The sequence below is a fragment of the Enterobacter cloacae complex sp. P24RS genome, assembly GCF_014982165.1.
In the GTDB taxonomy this organism is placed as follows: Bacteria; Pseudomonadota; Gammaproteobacteria; order Enterobacterales; family Enterobacteriaceae; genus Enterobacter; species Enterobacter quasihormaechei.
Map to the genome: position 1 here is coordinate 16,444 of NZ_JADCKU010000015.1, position 21,854 is coordinate 38,297.

16 protein-coding genes and 1 pseudogene are annotated in these 21,854 nt (G+C 56.1%); 10 read left to right on the forward strand and 7 right to left on the reverse strand.

Annotation, left to right across the window (positions count from 1 at the left end; genetic code table 11):
* Positions 1-14: 14 nt before the first annotated feature.
* The 3 genes from uraA to INF58_RS15910 form a co-directional block, all read right to left on the reverse strand.
* Complete coding sequence (gene uraA / locus INF58_RS15900) at positions 15-1,304, reverse strand: uracil permease (protein WP_063450489.1); 1,290 nt, start codon at positions 1,302-1,304, stop codon at positions 15-17.
* A gap of 82 nt (positions 1,305-1,386) precedes the next feature.
* Entirely contained in the window at positions 1,387-2,013 is a 627-nt protein-coding gene (gene upp / locus INF58_RS15905; protein WP_040074548.1) for a uracil phosphoribosyltransferase, read from the reverse strand.
* 217 nt (positions 2,014-2,230) lie between these two features.
* Entirely contained in the window at positions 2,231-3,661 is a 1,431-nt protein-coding gene (locus INF58_RS15910; protein WP_193528070.1) for a 6-phospho-beta-glucosidase, read from the reverse strand.
* 266 nt (positions 3,662-3,927) lie between these two features.
* Here INF58_RS15910 and purM point away from each other — a divergent pair, with 266 nt between their 5' ends.
* The 4 genes from purM to ppx all read left to right on the forward strand — a co-directional run bounded on the left by purM (position 3,928) and on the right by ppx (position 9,434).
* The gene (gene purM / locus INF58_RS15915) at positions 3,928-4,965 is read left to right on the forward strand and encodes a phosphoribosylformylglycinamidine cyclo-ligase (protein ID WP_063450491.1); all 1,038 of its coding nucleotides are present in this window, start codon (positions 3,928-3,930) and stop codon (positions 4,963-4,965) included.
* A complete protein-coding gene (gene purN, locus INF58_RS15920) occupies positions 4,962-5,603 on the forward strand; it encodes a phosphoribosylglycinamide formyltransferase (RefSeq protein WP_112791615.1) in 642 nt (213 codons plus the stop codon). Before purM ends, purN begins: the two co-directional genes overlap by 4 nt.
* 228 nt (positions 5,604-5,831) lie before the next feature.
* Positions 5,832-7,892: a polyphosphate kinase 1 gene (gene ppk1 / locus INF58_RS15925; RefSeq protein WP_006811494.1), complete on the forward strand. Its 2,061-nt coding sequence runs from the start codon at positions 5,832-5,834 to the stop codon at positions 7,890-7,892.
* 3 nt (positions 7,893-7,895) lie between these two features.
* On the forward strand, positions 7,896-9,434 hold the full coding sequence (gene ppx, locus INF58_RS15930) for an exopolyphosphatase (protein WP_193528071.1): 1,539 nt from the start codon (positions 7,896-7,898) through the stop codon (positions 9,432-9,434).
* A gap of 4 nt (positions 9,435-9,438) precedes the next feature.
* On the opposite strand, the gene INF58_RS15935 is transcribed toward ppx, so the two are convergent.
* Positions 9,439-11,679, reverse strand: a complete 2,241-nt coding sequence (locus INF58_RS15935; protein WP_193528072.1) for an EAL domain-containing protein — start codon at positions 11,677-11,679, stop codon at positions 9,439-9,441.
* A gap of 367 nt (positions 11,680-12,046) precedes the next feature.
* On the opposite strand from INF58_RS15935, the gene INF58_RS15940 reads away from it, so the two are divergent.
* Together INF58_RS15940 and INF58_RS15945 are read left to right on the forward strand one after the other, a co-directional pair.
* Positions 12,047-12,217, forward strand: coding sequence for a YfgG family protein (locus INF58_RS15940; protein ID WP_064910267.1), 171 nt, complete (start codon positions 12,047-12,049; stop codon positions 12,215-12,217).
* A 156-nt stretch (positions 12,218-12,373) separates the two neighbouring features.
* Positions 12,374-12,842 (forward strand): annotated as a pseudogene (locus tag INF58_RS15945) (DUF6130 family protein).
* A 112-nt stretch (positions 12,843-12,954) separates the two neighbouring features.
* Here INF58_RS15945 and INF58_RS15950 read toward each other — a convergent pair.
* On the reverse strand, positions 12,955-13,791 hold the full coding sequence (locus INF58_RS15950; RefSeq protein ID WP_193528073.1) for a MipA/OmpV family protein: 837 nt from the start codon (positions 13,789-13,791) through the stop codon (positions 12,955-12,957).
* A 203-nt stretch (positions 13,792-13,994) separates the two neighbouring features.
* On the opposite strand from INF58_RS15950, the gene INF58_RS15955 reads away from it, so the two are divergent.
* From INF58_RS15955 to INF58_RS15965, 3 genes are all read left to right on the forward strand, one after another.
* Entirely contained in the window at positions 13,995-14,672 is a 678-nt protein-coding gene (locus INF58_RS15955) for a response regulator (RefSeq protein WP_112791776.1), read from the forward strand.
* Positions 14,672-16,060: a HAMP domain-containing sensor histidine kinase gene (locus INF58_RS15960; RefSeq protein ID WP_193528074.1), complete on the forward strand. Its 1,389-nt coding sequence runs from the start codon at positions 14,672-14,674 to the stop codon at positions 16,058-16,060. The genes INF58_RS15955 and INF58_RS15960 overlap by 1 nt, the downstream gene beginning before the upstream one ends.
* Positions 16,061-16,213: 153 nt before the next feature.
* Positions 16,214-16,693 carry an Rrf2 family transcriptional regulator gene (locus tag INF58_RS15965; RefSeq protein ID WP_063868028.1) on the forward strand — a complete coding sequence of 160 codons (480 nt, stop codon included), beginning with the start codon at positions 16,214-16,216 and terminating at the stop codon, positions 16,691-16,693.
* A gap of 66 nt (positions 16,694-16,759) precedes the next feature.
* Here INF58_RS15965 and oqxB read toward each other — a convergent pair whose 3' ends face one another.
* Both oqxB and INF58_RS15975 read right to left on the reverse strand, forming a co-directional pair.
* Positions 16,760-19,912 carry a multidrug efflux RND transporter permease subunit OqxB gene (oqxB, locus tag INF58_RS15970; protein ID WP_063868027.1) on the reverse strand — a complete coding sequence of 1,051 codons (3,153 nt, stop codon included), beginning with the start codon at positions 19,910-19,912 and terminating at the stop codon, positions 16,760-16,762.
* 23 nt (positions 19,913-19,935) lie between these two features.
* Entirely contained in the window at positions 19,936-21,111 is a 1,176-nt protein-coding gene (locus INF58_RS15975; RefSeq protein WP_193528075.1) for an efflux RND transporter periplasmic adaptor subunit, read from the reverse strand.
* 335 nt (positions 21,112-21,446) lie between these two features.
* Between INF58_RS15975 and INF58_RS15980 the strand changes: the two genes are divergently transcribed.
* The gene (locus INF58_RS15980) at positions 21,447-21,800 is read left to right on the forward strand and encodes a helix-turn-helix domain-containing protein (protein WP_112791747.1); all 354 of its coding nucleotides are present in this window, start codon (positions 21,447-21,449) and stop codon (positions 21,798-21,800) included.
* Positions 21,801-21,854 lie beyond the last annotated feature (54 nt).

Sequence of the window (21,854 nt, forward strand, 5' to 3'; positions counted from 1 at the left end):
GCCCGGCTTGACGATCAATGAGGCGCTTTTTCGCTTTCGTCCGCGTCCAGGACCACCTCTTCCGGGCGGATCACCGAGATCAGCTTGAAAATCAGGCTGAGGCCGACGCCCACGATGGTCGCCAGCGCCATACCCTTCAGCTCCGCTGCGCCGATGTGCACCTTCGCACCGCTCACCCCGATAATCAGGATAACGGAGGTCAGGATCAGGTTCTGCGCTTTGCTGTAATCCACTTTGGATTCAATCAGCACGCGAATACCGGAGGCACCGATCACCCCGTACAGCAGCAGCGAGACGCCGCCCATCACCGGCACCGGGATAATCTGGATCGCTGCCGCCAGCTTGCCAACGCAGGAGAGCAGAATGGCGATGATCGCCGCGCCGCCGATAACCCAGGTGCTGTAGACGCGGGTGATCGCCATTACGCCGATGTTCTCGCCGTAGGTGGTGTTTGGCGTGGAGCCGAAGAAGCCGGAGATGATGGTGGAGAAACCGTTGGCAAACATGGAGCGATGCAGGCCCGGGTCGCGGATCAGGTCGCGCTTCACGATGTTCGCCGTCACCACCAGGTGGCCGACGTGCTCGGCAATTACCACCAGCGCGGCAGGCAGAATGGTGAAGATTGCAAACCATTCGAAGCGTGGGGTGTAGAAGGTTGGCAGCGCGAACCAGTGCGCCTCGGCAATCGGCGTAGTATCCACAACGCCCATCACGAAGGAGAGCGCATAGCCCGCCAGCACGCCGATCAGGATCGGGATAATCGCCATAAAGCCGCGGAACAGCACGGAGCCAAACACCGTCACGCCCAGGGTCACCAGCGAGATAATAATGGTTTTAGAATCCGGTGACTGACCGTCCGCCGGCAGCAGGCCGGCCATGTTCGCCGCCACGCCAGCCAGCTCCAGGCCGATGACGGCAACGATAGCGCCCATCGCCGCAGGCGGGAACATCACGTCCAGCCAGCCGGTGCCCGCTTTCTTCACGATGAATGAGACCAGGCAGAACAACACGCCGCACATGATAAAGCCGCCCAGCGCGACCTCATAACCCAGCGGCAACAGCAGCAGTACCGGAGAGATAAAGGCGAAGCTCGACCCGAGATAGGCTGGAATTTTGCCTTTACAGATAAAGAGGTAAAGCAGCGTACCGACGCCGTTGAACAGCAGCACGGTAGCCGGGTTAATGTGAAACAGGATTGGCACCAGCACGGTTGCGCCAAACATGGCGAACAGGTGCTGCAAACTAAGCGGGATTGTCTGTAAAAGCGGCGGTCTTTCACTCACCCCGATAGCACGGCGCGTCATAGTGTTTTCCTCTGAGTGTTATTGTTGGTTTTTATTCAAAAAAAAGCCGACTATCAAAGTCGGCTTCTTTATCGTTATTCGATTATTTAGTACCAAAAATCTTATCGCCGGCATCGCCAAGCCCCGGGATGATGTACCCGTGCTCATTCAGCCCCTGGTCGACGGATGCGGTATACAGTTCAACGTCCGGGTGCGCTTTTTCCAGCGCCGCAATACCTTCCGGCGCTGCGACCAGGACCAGCACTTTAATGCTGCTGCATCCGGCTTTTTTCAGCAGGTCGATGGTGGCGATCATCGAACCACCGGTCGCCAGCATCGGGTCAACCACCAGCGCCATACGCTCGTCGATGTTAGAGACCAGCTTCTGGAAGTACGGGACCGGCTCAAGGGTCTCTTCGTCACGGTAGATACCCACCACGCTGATACGCGCGCTTGGCACGTGCTCCAGTACGCCTTCCATCATGCCCAGACCCGCACGCAGGATTGGCACCACGGTGATTTTTTTACCTTTGATCTGCTCAACCTGTACCGGACCGTTCCAGCCTTCGATGGTCACTTTTTCCGTTTCCAGATCGGAGGTTGCTTCGTAGGTCAGCAGGCTGCCCACTTCAGAAGCCAGTTCGCGAAAACGCTTCGTGCTGATGTCATGCTCACGCATCAGGCCCAACTTGTGTTTAACGAGTGGGTGTTTCACTTCCACAATCTTCATTCTCTTTCTCCTCTGAGGTGGCATCCGCAAAAAAATCGCGGGATTATACCGCTTTTTTCGGATTGCGCCATACCCAACTTGCTTGATGTATATCAATCAAAAACAAAAAAGCCGGAGGCAGGGCTCCGGCTTGGGTGCGGGATCTTGCCCGGTGGCGCTGCGCTTACGCGGGCCTACGTGTATTGTAGGTCGGGTAAGCGTGAGCGCCACCCGACAATTAGAGGTTATCGCCGTTGCTGGCAATCACCTGCTTATACCAGTCGAACGACTTCTTCTTGCTGCGGTTCAGCGTGCCGTTCCCTTCGTTATCTTTATCGACAAAGATAAAGCCGTAGCGTTTCTTCATTTCACCGGTGCCGGCAGAGACCAGATCGATACAGCCCCACGGGGTATAGCCCATCAGATCCACGCCATCTTCCACCACCGCTTTTTTCATCTCGCGGATGTGTGCAGACAGATAATCAATGCGGTACTGGTCGTTTACCGTGCCGTCGCTCCCCTGCACGTCGATCGCGCCAAAGCCGTTTTCAACAATGAACAGCGGCAGCTGATAGTGATCCCAGAACCAGTTCAGAGAGTAGCGCAGCCCGACAGGGTCAATCTGCCAGCCCCAGTCGGATTTCTGCACGTACGGGTTGGAGACCAGACTCTTGCTCTCGTCGTAATCCAGCGCCGGGTTATCTGCCGTCGCTTTGGTGGCGAAAGACATGTAGTAGCTGAACCCGATGTAATCCACGCAGCCCTGCGTCAGCGCCGCCTTATCTTCTTCGGTGATATCCAGCGCGAAGCCGCGACGCTCGAAGTAGTTGAGCAGATGCTGCGGATACTTGCCGCGCACGTGCACGTCGGTGAACCAGTAGCGGCGATGCATGGCGTTCATCGCCATCATCATGTCGTCCGGCGCGCAGGTCAGCGGGTAGATGGGACACATGGCAATCATGCAGCCGATTTGCAGCGACGGGTTGATCTCGCGGCCCGCCTTCACCGCCAGGGCGCTGGCCACCAGCTCATAGTGCGCCGCCTGGAACATGACCGGCTCGCGGTCTTCACCCGGCGCATATTTCAGCCCGGAGTTGGTGAACGGCGCAAAGTCTTCGTGGAAGTTGGCCTGGTTGTTGATCTCGTTAAAGGTCATCCAGTACTTCACCTTGTGCTGGTAACGCTCAAAAACGACCTTCGCGAAGCGCACGAAGAAGTCGATCAGCTTACGGTTGCGCCAGCCGCCGTATTCCGTTACCAGGTGGAACGGCATCTCGAAGTGGGAAAGCGTGATAACCGGTTCGATGCCGTACTTCAGGCACTCGTCAAACAGGTCATCGTAGAATTTGAGTCCTGCTTCGTTCGGCTCCAGCTCGTCGCCTTTCGGGAAGATACGCGTCCAGGCGATGGAGGTGCGGAAGCATTTGAACCCCATCTCGGCAAAGAGTTTGATGTCTTCTTTATAACGGTGGTAGAAATCGATGGCTTCGTGGTTTGGGTAATTTTTCCCCTCCAGCACGCCGTTGGTGATTTCACGCGGCACGCCGTGGGCGCCCGCGGTCATGACGTCGGCAACGCTTACCCCCTTGCCGCCCTCTTTCCAGCCGCCTTCAAGCTGGTGCGCCGCAACGGCTCCACCCCACAGAAAACCTGCTTTAAATCCAGACATTCGCTTTCCCTCATTCTGCGTTATTTTCTGCAAAAACAGTTACAGAAACCGGTTTCAGTTTGATGATGTGCAAAGGGGAAAGCCGTTGCAAGCAGATCGCAGAAACCGGTTTCATTTTCGTGAACAGAGTCAAGTTTGTCGCCCTTTACAGGCCTTTGAGAAAAAAAGATCTTCGCGCCGAGAATAGGCTCGCAAACGTTTGCCTGGGCTGTTAGAATTGCGCCGATTTTTCTTACTAGCTATGCAATCGCGTGGGGACTTGAGCCGTGACCAACAAAACTTCTCTCAGCTACAAAGATGCCGGTGTTGATATTGACGCAGGTAATGCGCTGGTTGACCGAATCAAAGGTGTGGTGAAAAAAACCCGCCGCCCGGAAGTGATGGGTGGCCTGGGTGGATTCGGCGCACTGTGCGCGCTGCCGCAAAAATATCGTGAACCTGTGCTGGTCTCGGGTACGGATGGTGTAGGGACGAAACTGCGCCTGGCGATGGATCTTAAGCGTCACGATACGATCGGTATCGATCTGGTGGCGATGTGCGTCAACGACCTGGTGGTTCAGGGCGCTGAGCCGCTGTTCTTCCTGGATTACTACGCGACCGGCAAACTGGACGTGGACACCGCAGCCAGCGTCATTAACGGCATTGCCGAAGGCTGTCTGCAATCCGGCTGTGCGCTGGTCGGCGGTGAAACCGCTGAAATGCCCGGCATGTATCACGGTGAAGATTATGACGTCGCAGGCTTCTGCGTTGGCGTGGTAGAAAAATCAGAAATTATCGACGGCAGCAAAGTGGCTGACGGCGATGTGCTGGTTGCGCTGGCCTCCAGCGGCCCGCACTCTAACGGCTACTCTCTGGTGCGTAAAATCCTCGAAGTGAGCGGTTGCGACCCGCTGACCACCGAGCTGGACGGCAAACCGCTGGCCGATCACCTGCTGGCCCCGACCCGCATCTACGTGAAAAACGTGCTGGCGCTTATTGAGAACGTCGACGTTCACGCCATCGCTCACCTGACCGGCGGCGGCTTCTGGGAAAATATTCCGCGCGTGCTGCCGGACAATACCCAGGCGGTAATCGACGCCTCCTCATGGCAGTGGCCGTCCGTCTTCAACTGGCTGCAAACCGCCGGCAACGTGAGCTCGCACGAAATGTACCGCACCTTTAACTGCGGCGTGGGCATGGTTATCGCCCTGCCGGCAAGCGAAGCGGATAAAGCGGTTAAGCTGCTGACAGAAAAAGGTGAAAACGCGTGGAAAATCGGTACGATTAAAGCGTCCGATTCCGAACAGCGTGTGGTCATTGAATGAAAAACATCGTGGTGCTTATTTCCGGCAACGGAAGCAATTTGCAGGCAATCATAGATGCCTGCAAACAGAAGAAAATCAATGGCACCATTCGGGCAGTATTCAGCAACAAGGCCGATGCGTTCGGCCTTGAGCGTGCGCGGGAAGCCGGTATTCCCGCGCACGCGCTGGAAGCCAGTCAGTTTGCGGGCCGTGAAGCGTTTGACCGCGAACTGGTGCAGGAAATTGACGCCTACGCGCCCGACGTCGTGGTGCTGGCAGGCTACATGCGCATCCTGAGCCCGGCTTTTGTTGAACACTACGCCGGTCGGCTGCTCAATATTCACCCTTCCCTGCTGCCAAAATATCCCGGCCTGCACACCCATCGTCAGGTGCTGGAGAACGGCGATGAGGAGCACGGTACCTCCGTGCATTTCGTCACCGACGAGCTGGACGGCGGTCCGGTGATTTTGCAGGCGAAAGTACCGGTTTTTGACGGCGATAACGAAGACGACGTGACCGAACGCGTACAGACGCAGGAGCACGCCATTTATCCCCTGGTGGTAAGCTGGTTTGTCGATGGACGCCTGGAGATGCGCAACGGCGCAGCCTGGCTGGACGGCGTGAAGTTGCCCCCGCAGGGTTATGCGGCCGAAGAGTAGTCTGTTTGAATTGCCCGGCGGCGCTTCGCTTGCACGGGCCTACGGTCCCGTAGGTCGTGGTAAGCGCAGCGCCACCCGACACCCCTCCCCCAACCCTCTAAAATCCCCAACAAAAAAAATAACTGTCATACTTTTCTGGCACTGTTGGACATATCGTGGAAATGCTCGCCATAATAAGGACGAGACGGATTTACCACGTCCTGTGATTGAACTGGAGTGTGAGCTGTAATGGGTCAGGAAAAGTTATACATTGAGAAAGAGCTAAGCTGGTTAGCATTCAACGAACGTGTACTTCAGGAAGCGGCCGATAAAAGCAACCCGCTGATTGAGCGCATGCGTTTTTTAGGCATCTATTCCAACAATCTGGATGAGTTCTATAAGGTTCGCTTTGCCGAACTGAAGCGCCGAATCATCATCAGTGAAGAACAGGGCTTAAACTCCCACTCGCGGCATCTGCTTGGAAAAATCCAGTCTCGCGTCATGAAAGCCGATCAGGAATTTGATGGCCTCTATAACGAGCTGCTGCTGGAAATGGCACGCAATCAAATCTTCCTGATCAATGAACGTCAGCTCTCCGCGAATCAGCAAAACTGGCTTCGCCACTATTTCAAACATTATCTGCGCCAGCACATCACCCCGATTTTGATCAACCGTGAAACCGATCTGGTGCAGTTCCTGAAAGATGATTACACCTATCTGGCAGTGGAAATCATTCGCGGTGAGACCATCAACTATGCGCTGCTGGAAATTCCGTCCGATAAGGTTCCGCGCTTTGTGAACCTGCCGCCGGAAACGCCGCGTCGACGTAAACCGATGATTCTGCTGGATAACATCCTGCGTTACTGCCTTGACGATATCTTCAAAGGCTTCTTCGATTACGACGCGCTAAACGCCTACTCGATGAAGATGACCCGTGACGCCGAGTACGATCTGGTGCATGAGATGGAAGCCAGCCTGATGGAGCTGATGTCCTCCAGCCTCAAGCAGCGCCTGACCGCAGAGCCGGTGCGTTTTGTTTATCAGCGCGATATGCCGGACGCGATGGTGGAAATGCTGCGTGATAAGCTGACCATCTCCCGCTACGATTCCATTATCCCCGGCGGGCGTTACCACAACTTTAAAGATTTCATCGGCTTCCCGAACGTTGGCAAAGCCAACCTGGTGAACAAGCCGCTGCCGCGCCTGCGCCATATCTGGTTCGATAAGTTCCGTAACGGGTTCGACGCCATCCGCGAGCGCGATGTGCTGCTCTACTATCCGTACCACACCTTTGAACACGTGCTGGAGCTGCTGCGTCAGGCCTCGTTCGATCCGAACGTGCTGGCGATTAAAATCAACATCTATCGCGTGGCGAAAGATTCCCGCATTATCGACGCGATGATCCACGCGGCGCACAACGGCAAGAAAGTGACCGTGGTGGTTGAGCTACAGGCACGCTTCGACGAAGAGGCCAACATCCACTGGGCGCGCCGACTGACGGAAGCGGGCGTGCACGTCATCTTCTCCGCGCCGGGGCTGAAAATTCACGCCAAGCTGTTCCTGATTTCCCGTAAAGAAGGCGACGACGTGGTGCGTTATGCCCATATCGGCACCGGTAACTTCAACGAGAAAACCGCGCGTATTTACACCGACTACTCGCTGCTGACGGCCGATGCGCGCATTACCAACGAAGTGCGTCGGGTGTTCAACTTCATCGAGAACCCGTACCGCCCGGTTAGCTTCGACTACCTGCTGGTGTCCCCGCAGAACTCGCGCCGCCTGCTGTACGATATGATCGACAAAGAGATTGCCAACGCGCAGAACGGGTTGTCGTCCGGCATCACGCTGAAGCTCAACAACCTGGTAGACAAAGGCCTGGTAGACCGCCTGTACGCGGCCTCCAGCTCCGGCGTGCCGGTTAATCTGCTCATTCGCGGCATGTGCTCGCTCATCCCCGAACTGGAAGGCATCAGCGACAACATCCGCGTGATCAGCATTGTGGATCGCTATCTTGAACACGATCGCGTCTATATTTTCGATAATGCCGGTGATAAGCGCGTATATCTCTCTTCCGCCGACTGGATGACGCGTAATATTGATTACCGTATTGAAGTGGCGGCGCCGCTGCTGGATCCCCGCCTTAAGCAGCGTATTCTGGACATTATCGAGATCCTGTTCAGCGATACGGTGAAAGCACGTTATATCGACAAAGAACTCAGTAATCGCTATGTACCGCGCGGCAATCGCCGAAAAGTCCGGTCGCAGCTGGCGATTTACGATTACATCAAATCACTTGAGCAACCCGATTAACCTATGCCAATAAACGATAATACCCCACGCCCGCAGGAGTTCGCTGCGGTCGATCTTGGCTCAAACAGTTTCCATATGGTCATCGCCCGCGAGGTGGATGGCGCGATGCAGATCATCGGTCGCCTGAAACAGCGCGTGCATCTGGCCGATGGTCTTGATGCGCGTAACATGCTGAGCGAAGAGGCAATGGAGCGCGGGCTAAACTGCCTGTCGCTGTTCGCAGAACGTCTGCAAGGCTTTTCGCCCTCCAGCGTCTGCATCGTCGGGACGCATACGCTACGCCAGGCGCTGAACGCGCCGGAGTTTCTGAAGCGCGCGGAAAAGGTCATCCCCTACCCGATTGAGATCATCTCCGGTAACGAAGAAGCACGCCTGATTTTTATGGGCGTGGAGCATACCCAGCCGGAAAAAGGCCGCAAGCTGGTGATTGATATTGGCGGCGGCTCAACCGAACTGGTGATTGGCGAAGACTTCGAGCCGCGCCTGGTGGAAAGCCGCCGTATGGGCTGCGTCAGCTTCGCGCAGATGTATTTCCCGGGCGGCGTAATCACCCGCGAAAACTTCCAGCGCGCGCGCATGGCCGCCGTGCAAAAACTGGAAAACCTGGCCTGGCAGTACCGTATTCAGGGCTGGAACGTGGCGCTGGGGGCATCGGGTTCGATTAAAGCCGCCCACGAAGTGCTGCTGGCGATGGGTGAAAAAGACGGGTTTATTACGCCTGAGCGCCTGGTAAAACTCACCGAAGAGGTGCTTAAGCATAAGAGCTTCGACGCCCTGAGTCTGCCGGGCCTGTCCGACGAACGTAAAGCGGTGTTCGTGCCGGGGCTGGCGATCCTGTGCGGCGTGTTTGATGCGCTGGCGATCAAAGAGCTGCGCCTCTCTGACGGCGCCCTGCGCGAAGGCGTGCTGTATGAGATGGAGGGCCGCTTCCGTCATCAGGATATTCGCAGCCGCACCGCCCAGAGCCTGGCGAACCAGTACAACATCGACCGCGAGCAGGCGAAACGGGTTCTGGAAACCACGGTTCAGATGTACGAGCAGTGGGAGGAGCAGAATCCGAAGCTGGCGCACCCGCAGCTCGCCGCGCTGTTAAAATGGGCCGCGATGCTGCATGAGGTGGGGCTGAACATTAACCACAGCGGGATGCATCGTCATTCAGCCTATATTCTGCAAAACAGCGATCTGCCTGGCTTCAACCAGGAGCAGCAAACCATGATGGCGACGCTGGTGCGCTATCACCGCAAAGCCATTAAGCTCGACGATCTGCCGCGCTTTACGCTGTTCAAGAAAAAGCAGTTCCTGCCGCTGATTCAGCTGTTGCGCCTTGGCGTGCTGCTTAATAACCAGCGTCAGGCAACCACCACGCCGCCGTCGCTGAAGCTGAAAACGGACGACCATCACTGGACGCTGAGCTTCCCGCACGACTGGTTCAGCCAGAACGCGCTGGTTCTGCTGGATCTGGAAAAAGAGCAGCAGTACTGGGAAGCGGTCACCGGCTGGCTGTTAAAGATTGAAGAAGAGAGCTCTGAGGCAGCCGCGTAACGGCTCAGGCGCTTTCCTCAGAAGGCTGCGTTTCGAGCAGTGTTTCAAGCTCCACCGGCAGCCCAATCAGATAGCCCTGCACATAATCGATACCTAGCGCGTGCACCGCGCTACGTATCTCTTCTGTTTCCACGTATTCCGCCACCACCAGCATTTTCTTCATCCGGGCCAGATGGCAAATGGAGGCCACAATCTGGTAATCCAGGCTGTTGCTGACAATATTGCGAATAAAGCCGCCGTCGATTTTGAGGATGTCGGCGTCCACGCTTTTTAACCGCGCGTAGCTGGCGTAGCCAGTGCCAAAATCATCAATGGCGATCCGTATCCCCATTTTTTGTAATTTCCTGAGGTTGGTTTCCGCCCGATCCGCATGACCAAAGGCGCTGCTTTCGGTCACCTCAAAAATCAGCTGCCACGCTTCAACGGCATATTTGGCTAACAGGCGGCTCACCTCAAGCGGGAACTGAGCCCGGTAGACGGTAGACGGCGCAAGGTTGATCGCAAAGCGCTGGCCCGGCAGACGCTGACGGTGCTGCGCCAGGAAACGCAACGTACGCTCGAGTACCCATAAATCCACACGCGACGATAAGCCAAACTCCTGTGCTATGGGCAGGAACTGCTCGGGAAAGATCAGCGCACCGTTATCGTCGCGCATCCGCAGCAGCACCTCATGGTAACGATCGCCGCGCAGCCCGCGAACCGGCTGAACCAGCAGGGTAAAGGCATCCTGCTCCAGCGCGGCCTGCAAACGACTCATCATCGCCACCTTATCTTTCAGGCTACGCTGCAAATGAACGGCCCCGCGCTGCTGAAGATTTTCCGGGTGGTTGGTGGACAGGGAGAGGTCGGCCACGATGCCCAGCTCCCCCAGCACCAGATAGAGATGATTGACGGGAGAGCGTACATAGCAGTAGCTCACGCCGACCTGAGGCTGTACCGGCATACCATCCCAGATAAAAACGAACTGCTTGATATGCTCGTCCAGCGTCTCAATACGCTGCTGATGCGACTCCGCATCCAGACGCACCGCCATGTCATACCCGGTGAGGTGATAGACGCGCTCATTTGGCTGAAGGGTGCCATTTATCCATTGCGCCAGCTGCTGTTTATACTGGATGCGCAGCAGTACGCCGTAATTACGCCCCAGCACTTCCAGCTCGGGTACGCGCAGTAAGCAGAGCGCCGACCAGGGGTTACTGGCCAGCTCGCGCGACAGCGCCCGCAGATTCGGCATATGCACAACCGGATCGAGAAACGCCTGTCTGCGGGAACGAATATTAATGGCGCGCTGGCGTGTCGCCAGCATCGACATGTAGATGACGATAAATGAAAAGACCAGATAGCTGGAGGAGGTAATCGCCAGCTGAATGTCATAGCCCTGATGCTGCGGAATGTAGTGATAATAATAGTGAATCGACACCAGCAGGACCGGCGTCCAGATAATCGACATCAGCTTGTAGCCGAAGCGCATTGCGCCCCAGAGCATCACGGGCATCAGCAGAGACAAGGTATAGTTTGTACTGAAAATAGAGCTGTTGATGTTCATGGGCAGCAGCAGCATGCCCAGCAGCCCGCCCAGCGCTAAAAACCACGCCACAAACTCTACGACGGTGACTTTTTTGTCTATTTGCGCGCGAATTTGGGATATCAGCCCTTTGACGTAGCGCGGATGGCGAATCAGACGGATCAGCAAATAGCTGAGCGGCACGCCCGTCAGCCCGCTCACCAGCAGCGCCTGATAGTTAATGAGCGTGGGGATGTTGAAAGGATTTAACCCTGCCAGGCTCTGGCGGCTTTCGTACACGCCGAGATACACCGCAAACTGAAACAGTATCAAAAAGAGCGTTGCGGGGCAGAAAACCTGCCAGAAAATACGCTGTCCCATCAGGCGCGCGTCGCCGTACGCGGTCATATTGCGTCGGGGCGCAAACACGCGATAACCGCCCCAGCTGAGCACCAGGGGAACGATAAAATGCAGAATGCCGGCCACGGTTTCATATAGGCCAACGGAAGGGTAATAGCGTAAAAACAACGACACCACGATGCCGGGGAGCGCCTCCATGCCGAAGAACAGCATCAGCGTCAGCAGAAAAGAGAGCGGTAAATAATAGAGCGCAACGATACCCTCGCCCAGCTGCGTTAAGGTATTTGCCACGCTCAGCACCGGGAGTAACACCACGGGTAAAATAAGAGGAAGTGCCCACCAGCGGTCTTTATTTTGCTTCAGGATGTGCTGAATATTCATAGATGCTCGTTTACAACCCTTGCGCTCCAGAGGGTAAGTGAAGACAGGCATCCAACCTGACGTATAAATTGCCTGGAAAATTCCTGGCAAGCAGTGGAGGAAGGATTTTAAATACCAGAGGCGGGATTCCGTTGACCTAAATCAAATTAAATTATCTGAATAAATCTTTCTTACGTTTTTTTTGAATATTTTTCCTGTAATTATCAAGGCGATAAATAAATGCGTTGTTTTTAATAACATAAATTAATGTAAGCATTGACGGTATTTTACATTCCGCAGAATTGACCCTGACTTGCGGCTGTGCCTTAATAGCTGTATCGCCCAAAAGGGTATACTCAGGAAAAATAAAGTGAGTCAGGCTACGCGTATGCGAAAACGACATCGATTCAACACCCGGATGACCCGCATCATACTGCTCATCAGCTTCATGTTTTTCTTTGGCCGCTTTGTTTATTCCTCCATCGGCGCCTGGTATCACCATCAGGACAAAATTCAGTCGCAGCAGTCAGGTCTTGTGGTGGATACGCCCGAGCGCTAACGCTTGTTCGTTCCCGGCAGACAAACTGTATCGCACTGTATCCCGAGCGCCAGGCTGACAAACTGGTACAAAACGCCCGCAAAAGCAAACATCCCCGATACATAAAAATGGTCTTCTGTATCCCTCGCCATAATAAACTGATGAGGAGAGACACAGATGATTCGTCGATATTTCCTGCTTCCTGTATTTGCGCTGACGTCATTTGCTGGCGCACTGGCCGCACCGTTGGATGGCCTGAGCGCCGCTGAGGTTAATGGCCCGGCCGCCGTAGCGCCGCTGGAAAAACCCCCAGCCGCCCGCAAAACTGATCGTCGATCCGCCGCTGGCGGGACCGCTGAGTAAAGGTGCGGTCTTTATTCAGTACCGCGTCGAAAACCTGCGCATTGAACCTGTATTTGGACCCGACGCGCTGAAAGTCACTCCGCGTATCGGCCATATTCACGTTGTGGTGGATGACGCGCCCTGGCACTGGGCTGATACCAGCGGCGAGCCGGTGATCCTGGTCGGGCTGCCTGCCGGGAAACACAAGGTAACCATCATCGTTGCCGACCCGACCCATAAACCCATCGACCATAAAACCGTTGAATTCACCGTGCCGCCACACGCCGCGGTTCATCACTTTTAAGGAGCCTGTTATGAAAGCATTGTCTGTATTAACAGCGGCGCTGCTGGTGCACGGGGCAATGTGCGCAATCCTATTAATTAGTCACAAATGCCCCTTCCCCCTCGCTTAACCATCAGAAGCTATATGCCACCTTCAGGCTTCCCGTAGGGGACGTTTTTCGCTGAACAATTGGGCTATCGCCTGCATCACCCGTCAGCTGCGTAACGCCGGCTGCGGCAAGCAGGCTCCAGCGAGAGGTGAGCTTATGGGTCCAGTCCAGGTTCAGCGAATACGCATATATTCCGGAACCGGCTTCATGTCGGGCAAATCCCGATTCGGCCGACTGGTCGGCGCTGACGCCGTAGTACGTTTGCATGTACTTGCTGGAACCCCAACTGCCGGTCAGCGCCAGCGTTACCGTATTTTTGGGAGATGTATAAAGCGGGCTGGCAATGCCGAAATGCACAGCTTCCCCATTGTCTCTCTCCGAAACCGGAACCTCAGCCTGCATCTGCACGTTAAGCCAGTCGGTCACCTTGTATTCCAGCCCGGGCACAACGATAGCTGAGCCTTTAACGTCACCCATTCCCCGCAGGTAGTCGCTGCCGGAGGCGATCGAATCGCTGCTTACATCGCGATCCTTACGTCCTGCGCGATAGCTCAGCGCAGCGTTGTAGTTCAGGTTGCCAAAGCTATTGCCGTAGCCGATCCCCCGCGTGGTGCTGACAAAGAAACCATTCGCCATAGCGTAATCAACCACCTGAGCCGCCGTAACGCGGCTCTTATCCGAACCGGAATAGCGTGGCGCAACGTCGACGCCGCCCCCCAGGGTTAACACATTGCCCTGAGGCTGATCAGCCGCCAGCGCCGGGGCGGCCAGTAACGCCAGGACGGCCCCCGGCAGGATGCTTTTCATGCTGCGACCGATGCGTGAACGGGGGAAATTATGACGCAGTTTGATGTTTCTCATTAAAGAAGCCCTTTGGATTCAGAGAATTACGATACAAGCGGTGTTAAACGCCAGAACGAACATTCTGAATACCCACCCTGAGGTTCTAATGAGCCGTAAATGAAGAAATGCTGAAGCACGTGAACGTGCTGTAAACCCTGAATAATTCCTGTTACCGTTTTTTCTTCAGTTGTTCTTCATTCTCTGTTGATACAGTGACCAATGTGAAAATTCTCCTCATTGAAGACGACCTGGATCTCGGCAACGGCGTACGTATCGCCCTTGCAGATCAGGGATTTGATGTTATATGGGTACGCCGCAAAGAGGATGCGCTGCATCAGCTTGCGCTCTGCGTGCCGGAACTTATTTTGCTCGACCTGGGGCTACCCGATGGCGATGGCATGAGCCTGATGACGCGCCTGCGTCAACAGCTTAAGGGCGTCCCCGTCATCATCCTGACGGCGCGGGGCACGCTACAGGACCGCCTGTGCGGGCTGGATGCAGGTGCAGACGACTATCTGGTTAAACCTTTTGTTCTCGCCGAGCTGCTGGCGCGCGTACGGGCCCTTGCGCGGCGTAGCTATGGCTTTGAAAATGAAGCAATCGAAATTCGCGGTTTATCGCTTCATGTGCCGACACGCCGCGTGACCGTAAGCGCACGTCACGTTGAGCTGACGGCCAGTGAATATGCGCTGCTTGAAACCTTAATGCTGCGCGCCGACCGCGTGCTTACGCGGCGGTATCTGGAAGAAAGAATATTCGGCACAAAAGAAAACCTCAGCAACGCGCTAGACGTGCATATGGGTAACCTCCGGCGAAAGATTGGCGAGGGCTTTGTGCGAACGGTGCGCGGCGTTGGGTACGTCATTGATACCGTACCGGTTCAGAAGGCGGCAGGCTGATGCGTAAAGTTTGGTATCACCTCAGGCTCCCTACGCTGGTCAGGCGAATGATGGTCGCCCAGATGCTGCTGCTTACGCTGCTGTGGTGTCTTTTTTTAACCTTCATTTTGCTGGAGGACCTGCGCAGCCCGCCGATCCTCACGGGCAGTGAGACTTACGAAACCGTTTTTTCTCTTGTCGAGAGCATGGACGATCGCCCGCAGGCGTGTGAAGTTGTGCTGGCAGCGTTCAGCAAAGCGCTGCGGGAGGGATATGGCGGCGGCGAAGATCCGGAGCTGTCCATCAACCTCATTGTTCGCAAGCATAATGAGGTTATTTATTCATCGCCTGGCGCGCCAACGGAGGTGAAAAATAACCATCTAGGGGAAATGCAGCGTGTCGAGACTAAGGACCACGCCTGGACGAGCCGTACGCTCAAATCCGCGCACTCCGACGTGGAGGTCACCCTCTTCACCCCGGCCGGGAGCTGGAATTTCTTTATCTACCTGAACTCGCGCGGCTACTACGTCATGCCGCTGATGATATGCATCCCTTTTCTTCTGTTTCCCGCGTGGCTGTCAATCCGCATCGCGATGCGCCCCTGGAACAGGGTGGTGAATGAAATTTCATTGCGTACGCCGGACGATCTCTCTCCTTTAAAGTCCGTCCCGAGGCACAGGGAGCTTCGCCAGACGGTGGACGCGATTAATGACTTTCTCGCCAGGGTGCGGGAAAGCGCCGAAAGGGAGAGAATTTTTATTGCCGATGCCGCACACGAGCTGCGAACGCCTCTGGCCGCGATGCGGATCAACGTCGAGGCGTTGCAGTCCTGGGTCATCAGCGAAAGCCAGCAGGAGCTGCTTGCAGGCATTGTTCGCAGCAATAGCCGTGCTGCTCGTCTCGTCAATCAGCTTCTGCTGATGCAGCACAGCGAAGCGCACATCGACACGGTTATGGAGCCTGTGCCGCTGACAACGCTTATTCAGGAGCGCATGGCTGCCCTGGAGCCGCTGGCGTCGGCGCGCAGTATTGAGCTTGAGTTTTTCGCCGACGATGAAATCCGGGTCGCAGGCATCCGGGAACGGCTGGTGTCACTGATCGACAATTTGATTGAAAATGCCGTGAAGTACAGCCCCGAGGGGGGACACATAGAGGTGCAGCTGCAATCGAGAGAGACATCCGCTCAGCTGCGCGTCTCGGATGCGGGGCCCGGCATTCCGGTTGAACTGCGGGAGCGGGTGTTCGACAGGTTTTTCCGCGATCCCAATCAGATCCAGAGCGGGAGTGGCTTAGGGCTTGCCATCGTCAAAGCCGTTACGCAGCAGCACAACGGCAGGGTCAACCTGAGCACGTCAGCAGAAGGTGGCCTGATGGTAACCGTTGACTTCCCGAGCCCCGCGTTCACATGAATGGAAACGCGGCGCTCCCCAACGGCTGCGTTATTTTGCGGATGCCGCAGATTGCTTCAATAAGATTACCGTATTTGTTATATTGTTACTTATTGATTATTCACCTCTGCGGTGCCAAAAAGAACAAGATTCACCGCGACCCAGGACAGAAAAATGCTAGATTACCGCTTCCCGACAGCTTTGCAGATGGTTCTCAGCGTAGCGATGGCGGAGCAATCGGGTGAACGTTCGACGAGTGCAATCCTGGCCTACGGCCTGGAGGCGAATCCGAGCTTTATCCGCAAGTTAATGGTTCCGCTCGCTCGCGACGGCATTATTGTCTCCACGCTTGGCCGCAACGGCTCTATTCACCTTGGCCGCCCGGCAGAAGAGATTACCCTGCGTGATATTTACCTCTCCGTCACGGAAGATAAAAAGCTGTGGGCGTCCCGTCCTGACGTCCCGGCCCGCTGCGTGGTCAGCGCCAACGCCTGCTGGTATTTCAAATCCATTGCTGATGAAGCGGAGCAGGCTTCGCTGGAGGTTTTAGCGCGCCATACCGTCGCCAGCGCGCTGGAAGAGGTGAAAAAGGCCGACACCAGCGGGTGCGATCCGGTGCCGGAAATCTGTACGCAGCATAAAAAAGCGCCTTAATCCTTTACGGACGGCGAAAAAAAACCGCCTTCACTGCGAAGGCGGTTTTTTATTGTCTGCTACGTCCTACGCAGGCAACACTTCTCTTTCCGCTTTGCCGCGCGTCACGAACTTACGCAGCGTGACGTAAAAGACCGGCGTCAGGAACAGACCAAACAGCGTGACGCCCAGCATACCGGAGAACACGGTGATCCCGGTGACGCCGCGCACTTCGGCACCCGCGCCGTGGCCGAGGATGAGAGGGATCGTCCCGGCAATAAAGGCGATTGAGGTCATCACAATCGGACGTAAACGCAGGCGGCACGCTTCCAGCGCGGCTTCCATAATGCCTTTGCCCTGCATTTCCAGCTCGCGGGCAAACTCTACGATAAGAATCGCATTCTTACAGGCCAGCCCCATCAGCACCACCAGACCCACCTGCACGAAGACGTTGTTATCGCCCCCGGTCAGCCAGACGCCAAACAGCGCGGAGAGCATGGTCATCGGCACGATGAGGATCACCGCCAGCGGCAGCGTCCAGCTCTCATACAGCGCCGCCAGCACCAGGAACGCCAGCAGTACCGCGACCGGGAAGACGATCAGCGCCGTGTTGCCCTGAGTTGCCTGCTGGAAGCTCAGGTCCGTCCATTCAATATTCATTCCGTTCGGCAGGATCTGCTTAGACATGGCGTCCAGCTGCGTCATGGCCTGCGCGGACGAGAGCACGCGAGGATCGGCATCGCCAATGAGATCCGCCGCCGGATAACCATTGTAGCGGATCACCGGGTCCGGCCCGTAGGTGGTGCTGATATTCACCATACTGCCGATCGGCACCATTTCGCCGAGGTTATTGCGGGTACGTAAATTCGCAATATCTTCCACGCTGTCGCGGAACTGCCCGTCGGCCTGCGCCATCACTCGCCAGGTGCGGCCAAACTGGTTAAAGTCGTTTACGTATGACGAGCCCAGATACGTTTGCAGCGTACCGAACAGATCGGTGAGCGACACGCCCTGCGCTTTCGCCTTATCCCGGTCGACCTGCACGTCCAGCTGCGGAACGTTAGCCTGATAGGTTGAGATGGGGAAGTGCATCCCCGGCGTCTGCATTATTGCGCCGGACATGGTGTTCACCGCATTTTGCAGTGCGCCATAGCCCAGACCTGCGCGATCCTGAATGTACAAGGAATAGCCCGATCCCTGTCCCAGCCCCAGAATCGGCGGCGGCAGAATCGAGAAGCCGAAGCCCTGCTGGATTTGCGCGATTTTCGCATTGATCTCCGCGTTAATTTCCGCCGCAGAGTGTTTACGCTGGTCAAACGGCTTCAGGCCAAAAAATACCGTCCCGGTGTTCGGCGTATTGGTGAACTGGAGCGCATTCAGGCCAGGAAACGCGACCGCATAATCCACGCCTTCGGTATTCATACCGATTTCGCTCATTTTGCGGATCACCGCATCGGTCCGCGCCAGCGACGAGCCTTCCGGCATTTTCACGCCGCCGATCAGGTACAGCTTATCCTGCGTCGGAATAAACCCGCCGGGTACGGCTTTAAACATCACGCCCGCGGCACAAAGCAGCAGCAGATAAACCGCAAATACCGCCCCGCGTCGGCCAAGCGTTTTGCCCACCAGCCCCTGATAGCCGGTCGAGCTGCGGTGGAAAAAGCGGTTAAACGGACGGAAGATCCAGCCAAACAGACGATCGATAAGCCGGGTCGGGAAATCTTTCGGCGCGCCGTGCGGCTTCAACAGCAGCGCGGCCAGCGCTGGCGAGAGCGTCAGCGAGTTGATCGCGGAGATCACCGTTGAAATGGCTATCGTTACCGCAAACTGCTTGTAGAACTGGCCGGTAACGCCAGAGAGGAATGCCATCGGCACAAACACCGCGCACAGCACCAGCGCTATGGCGATAATCGGCCCGGACACTTCCCGCATCGCCTGATGCGCTGCCGCAAGCGGGGCGAGCCCCTCTTCAATATTTCGCTCGACGTTTTCCACCACCACGATGGCATCGTCAACCACGATACCAATCGCCAGCACCAGCCCGAATAAACTCAGGGTATTAAGCGAAAAGCCCAGCAGATAGAGAATACTGAACGTGCCCACGACGGATACCGGCACCGCGATCAGCGGGATGATCGACGCCCGCCAGGTTTGCAGGAACAGGATCACCACCAGTACGACCAGCACCACCGCTTCCAGCAGCGTTTGCACCACCGCGCGGATGGAATCGCGGACGAAAACGGTCGGGTCGTAAGGCGCCGCCCATTTCATATCGTCCGGAAAACGGGTGGAGAGTTCGTCCATTTTCGCACGCACCGCGTTAGACAGATCGATGGCGTTTGCCCCCGGAGACTGGAAGATACCAATCCCGACCGCGTCTTTATTGTTGAGTTGTGAACGCAGCGCATAGCTGCCGGACCCCATCTCTATGCGCGCCACGTCGCGCAAGCGGACGACCGTCCCATCCTGCGTTGTTTTCAGGACAATATTGCCAAACTCTTCTTCGGTATGCAGCCGGCCCTGAGCATTAATGGAGATCAGGAAATCGCTCTCTTTCGGCAGCGGCTCGGCACCAAGCTGCCCGGCAGACACCTGCACGTTCTGCTCCTGCATCGCCGTCACCACGTCCGAGGCCGTCAACCCGCGCGCCGCCACCTTGTTCGGGTCCAGCCAGACGCGCATCGCGTATTCGCCCGAGCCGAAAATCTGAATCTGCCCCACGCCGGGCAGGCGCGCCAGCTCGTCCTTCACCTTCAGCGTGGCGTAGTTACGCATGTACAGTGAATCGTACTTACCGCCTGGCGAAAACAAATGCACTACCAGCGTCAGCGTCGGGGACTGTTTCTGAGTGGTGATGCCCAAACGCCGCACATCTTCCGGCAGACGCGCCTCAGCCTGCGCTACCCGGTTTTGCACCTGAACCTGCGCCTGATCCGGGTCGGTACCTGGACGGAAGGTGACGGTGGTCACCAGCACGCCGTCGGAACCCGCAACGGACTTCATGTACATCATGTTTTCAACGCCGTTGATCGCCTCTTCCAGCGGCGTTGCCACGGTCTCGGCAATCACCTTTGGGTTGGCGCCCGGATACTCCGCGCGTACCTGCACGCTTGGCGGGACGACGTCAGGATATTCGCTCACCGGCAGCAGCGGGATAGCGATTAATCCGGTGATAAAAATCAGAATCGACAGTACGGCGGCAAAAATCGGCCTGTCGATGAAAAAACGGGAAAAGTCCATGGGTTGGATTCTCAGGTAAGGGATCAGTTGAGTGCGGTGCTGGCGGTCATAGAAACGGTTTTCGCGTTAACCGGCATACCCGGCATAAACACTTTTTGTAAACCATCGACGATGACTTTATCCCCAGGATTCAGCCCCTGCTGTACGATGCGTAAACCGTCGGCCAGACGCCCGGGCGTGATATCGCGACGCTGCGCTTTTCCCTCTTTATCAACGACATAAACATATTTACGATCCTGATCGGTCAGCACCGCTTTATCGTCAACAAGCGTGGCTTTAAATTCCGCGCTGCCCGGCAGGCGCACGCGGGCAAAAAGACCCGGCGTGAACTGACGCTGCGCGTTATCTAACAGGGCGCGCATGCGGATCGTTCCGGTACTCGGCGTGAGCTGATTATCAAGAAAATCCACTTTGCCCTGGTGGGGATAACCCTCCTCACCGGTCAGGCCGATCTCCACCGGCAGCGCCGTATGATGACTGGACGCCCCCTGCCCGCTGCGGGCAAGGTTTTGATAGTGAAGGTAGGTTGACTCGTCCACGTCGAAGTAGACGTAAACCGTCTTCTGCGAGACCAGGGTAGTGAGCACGCTGGCGCTGTCGCCGGCGGTGACCAGATTACCGCTGGTGATCAGTGCACGGCTGGCGCGGCCATCGATGGGCGCGGTCACTTTGGTGAAGTCCAGGTTAAGCTGCGCGGCATCAACCGCCGCCTGCGCTGCACGAATGTCGGCCTGCGCCTGAGTGGCGGCCGAACGACGCTGCTCCCACTCTTCACGGGAAACCACGTTAGTGTTGACCAGTTTATCGGTCCGGTTAGCCTCGCTTCGCGCCAGGCTGGCCTGCGTTTTGGCTCTCGCCAGCGCCGCCTGCGCCTGTTCCAGCGCGGCGCGATAGGTTCGGTCGTCAATCGTGAATAGCACCTCGCCCTTTTTCACCTCCTGGCCGTCGGTGTAATTCACTTTATCAATGTAGCCGGAGACGCGCGGGCGCAGCTGGACGCTTTCCACCGCCTCAATGCGACCGTTAAAGCTGTCCCACTGGCTAATGGATTTTACAACCACGTCAGCGGCGCTGACGGCGGGCGCCTGCGGCGCAGCATTTTGTGCGACGCTGTCATCGCACCCGACCAGCAGCGCGGAGAATAATATCACCCCCATCGCGCTCAGATGAAAGTTACCCCAGGTTTTTTGCAGGCTCATTATTTTTATTCCGGTTATTGTAGCCGCCGGGCAAGACGCAGCGGGAGGCGCCGCGCCACTTCCTTTGTCCGGGCTGGCTGAAGGCCATTTGTGTCGTTCATCGCCACAAAACTGTAACAGTTGCGAATACACTATCGCGGCGATTGTAGGAAGGCGCTTAATTAAGTGCAAGAATAATTGTTGCACTTTATGTGCTATTTGCGGTGAAGGTAAATAACCTGTTTTTAGAAGGGATTTAAATGTAACAATAATACTTGCAATTAATGCAAAAACGGGCCACCTTTAAATGCAACAAACAAAGATGCTTTTTGGTGCGTGGCGTAGGGGGAAGCAAGATGAACACGGGTGCATTCATTCACGATTTACTCGACTGGATCGACAACAACCTTGATAGCCGTCTGGACATTGAAACCGTCTCCAGGCGAGCCGGGTATTCGAAATGGCATCTCCAGCGGATCTTCAAAGAACATACCGGCTCCCCTCTCGCCGAATATATTCGCGCACAAAAGCTGCAAAAATCGGTTGAACGCCTGGCTCAAAGTGATGAACCGATTCTGAACGTGGCGATCGCGCTGGGCTTTGACTCGCAGCAGTCCTTCAACCGCAGTTTTAAGCGCCAGTACGGTCAGGCGCCAGGCGCATGGCGGCGCAGTATCGGCTGCCGTGGATCGCGGCAGGTGAGTCAGTAGCTGACGTTACGGTCGGATATCGGTTACACATTAAAAACTCTCTGTAAACAGGAA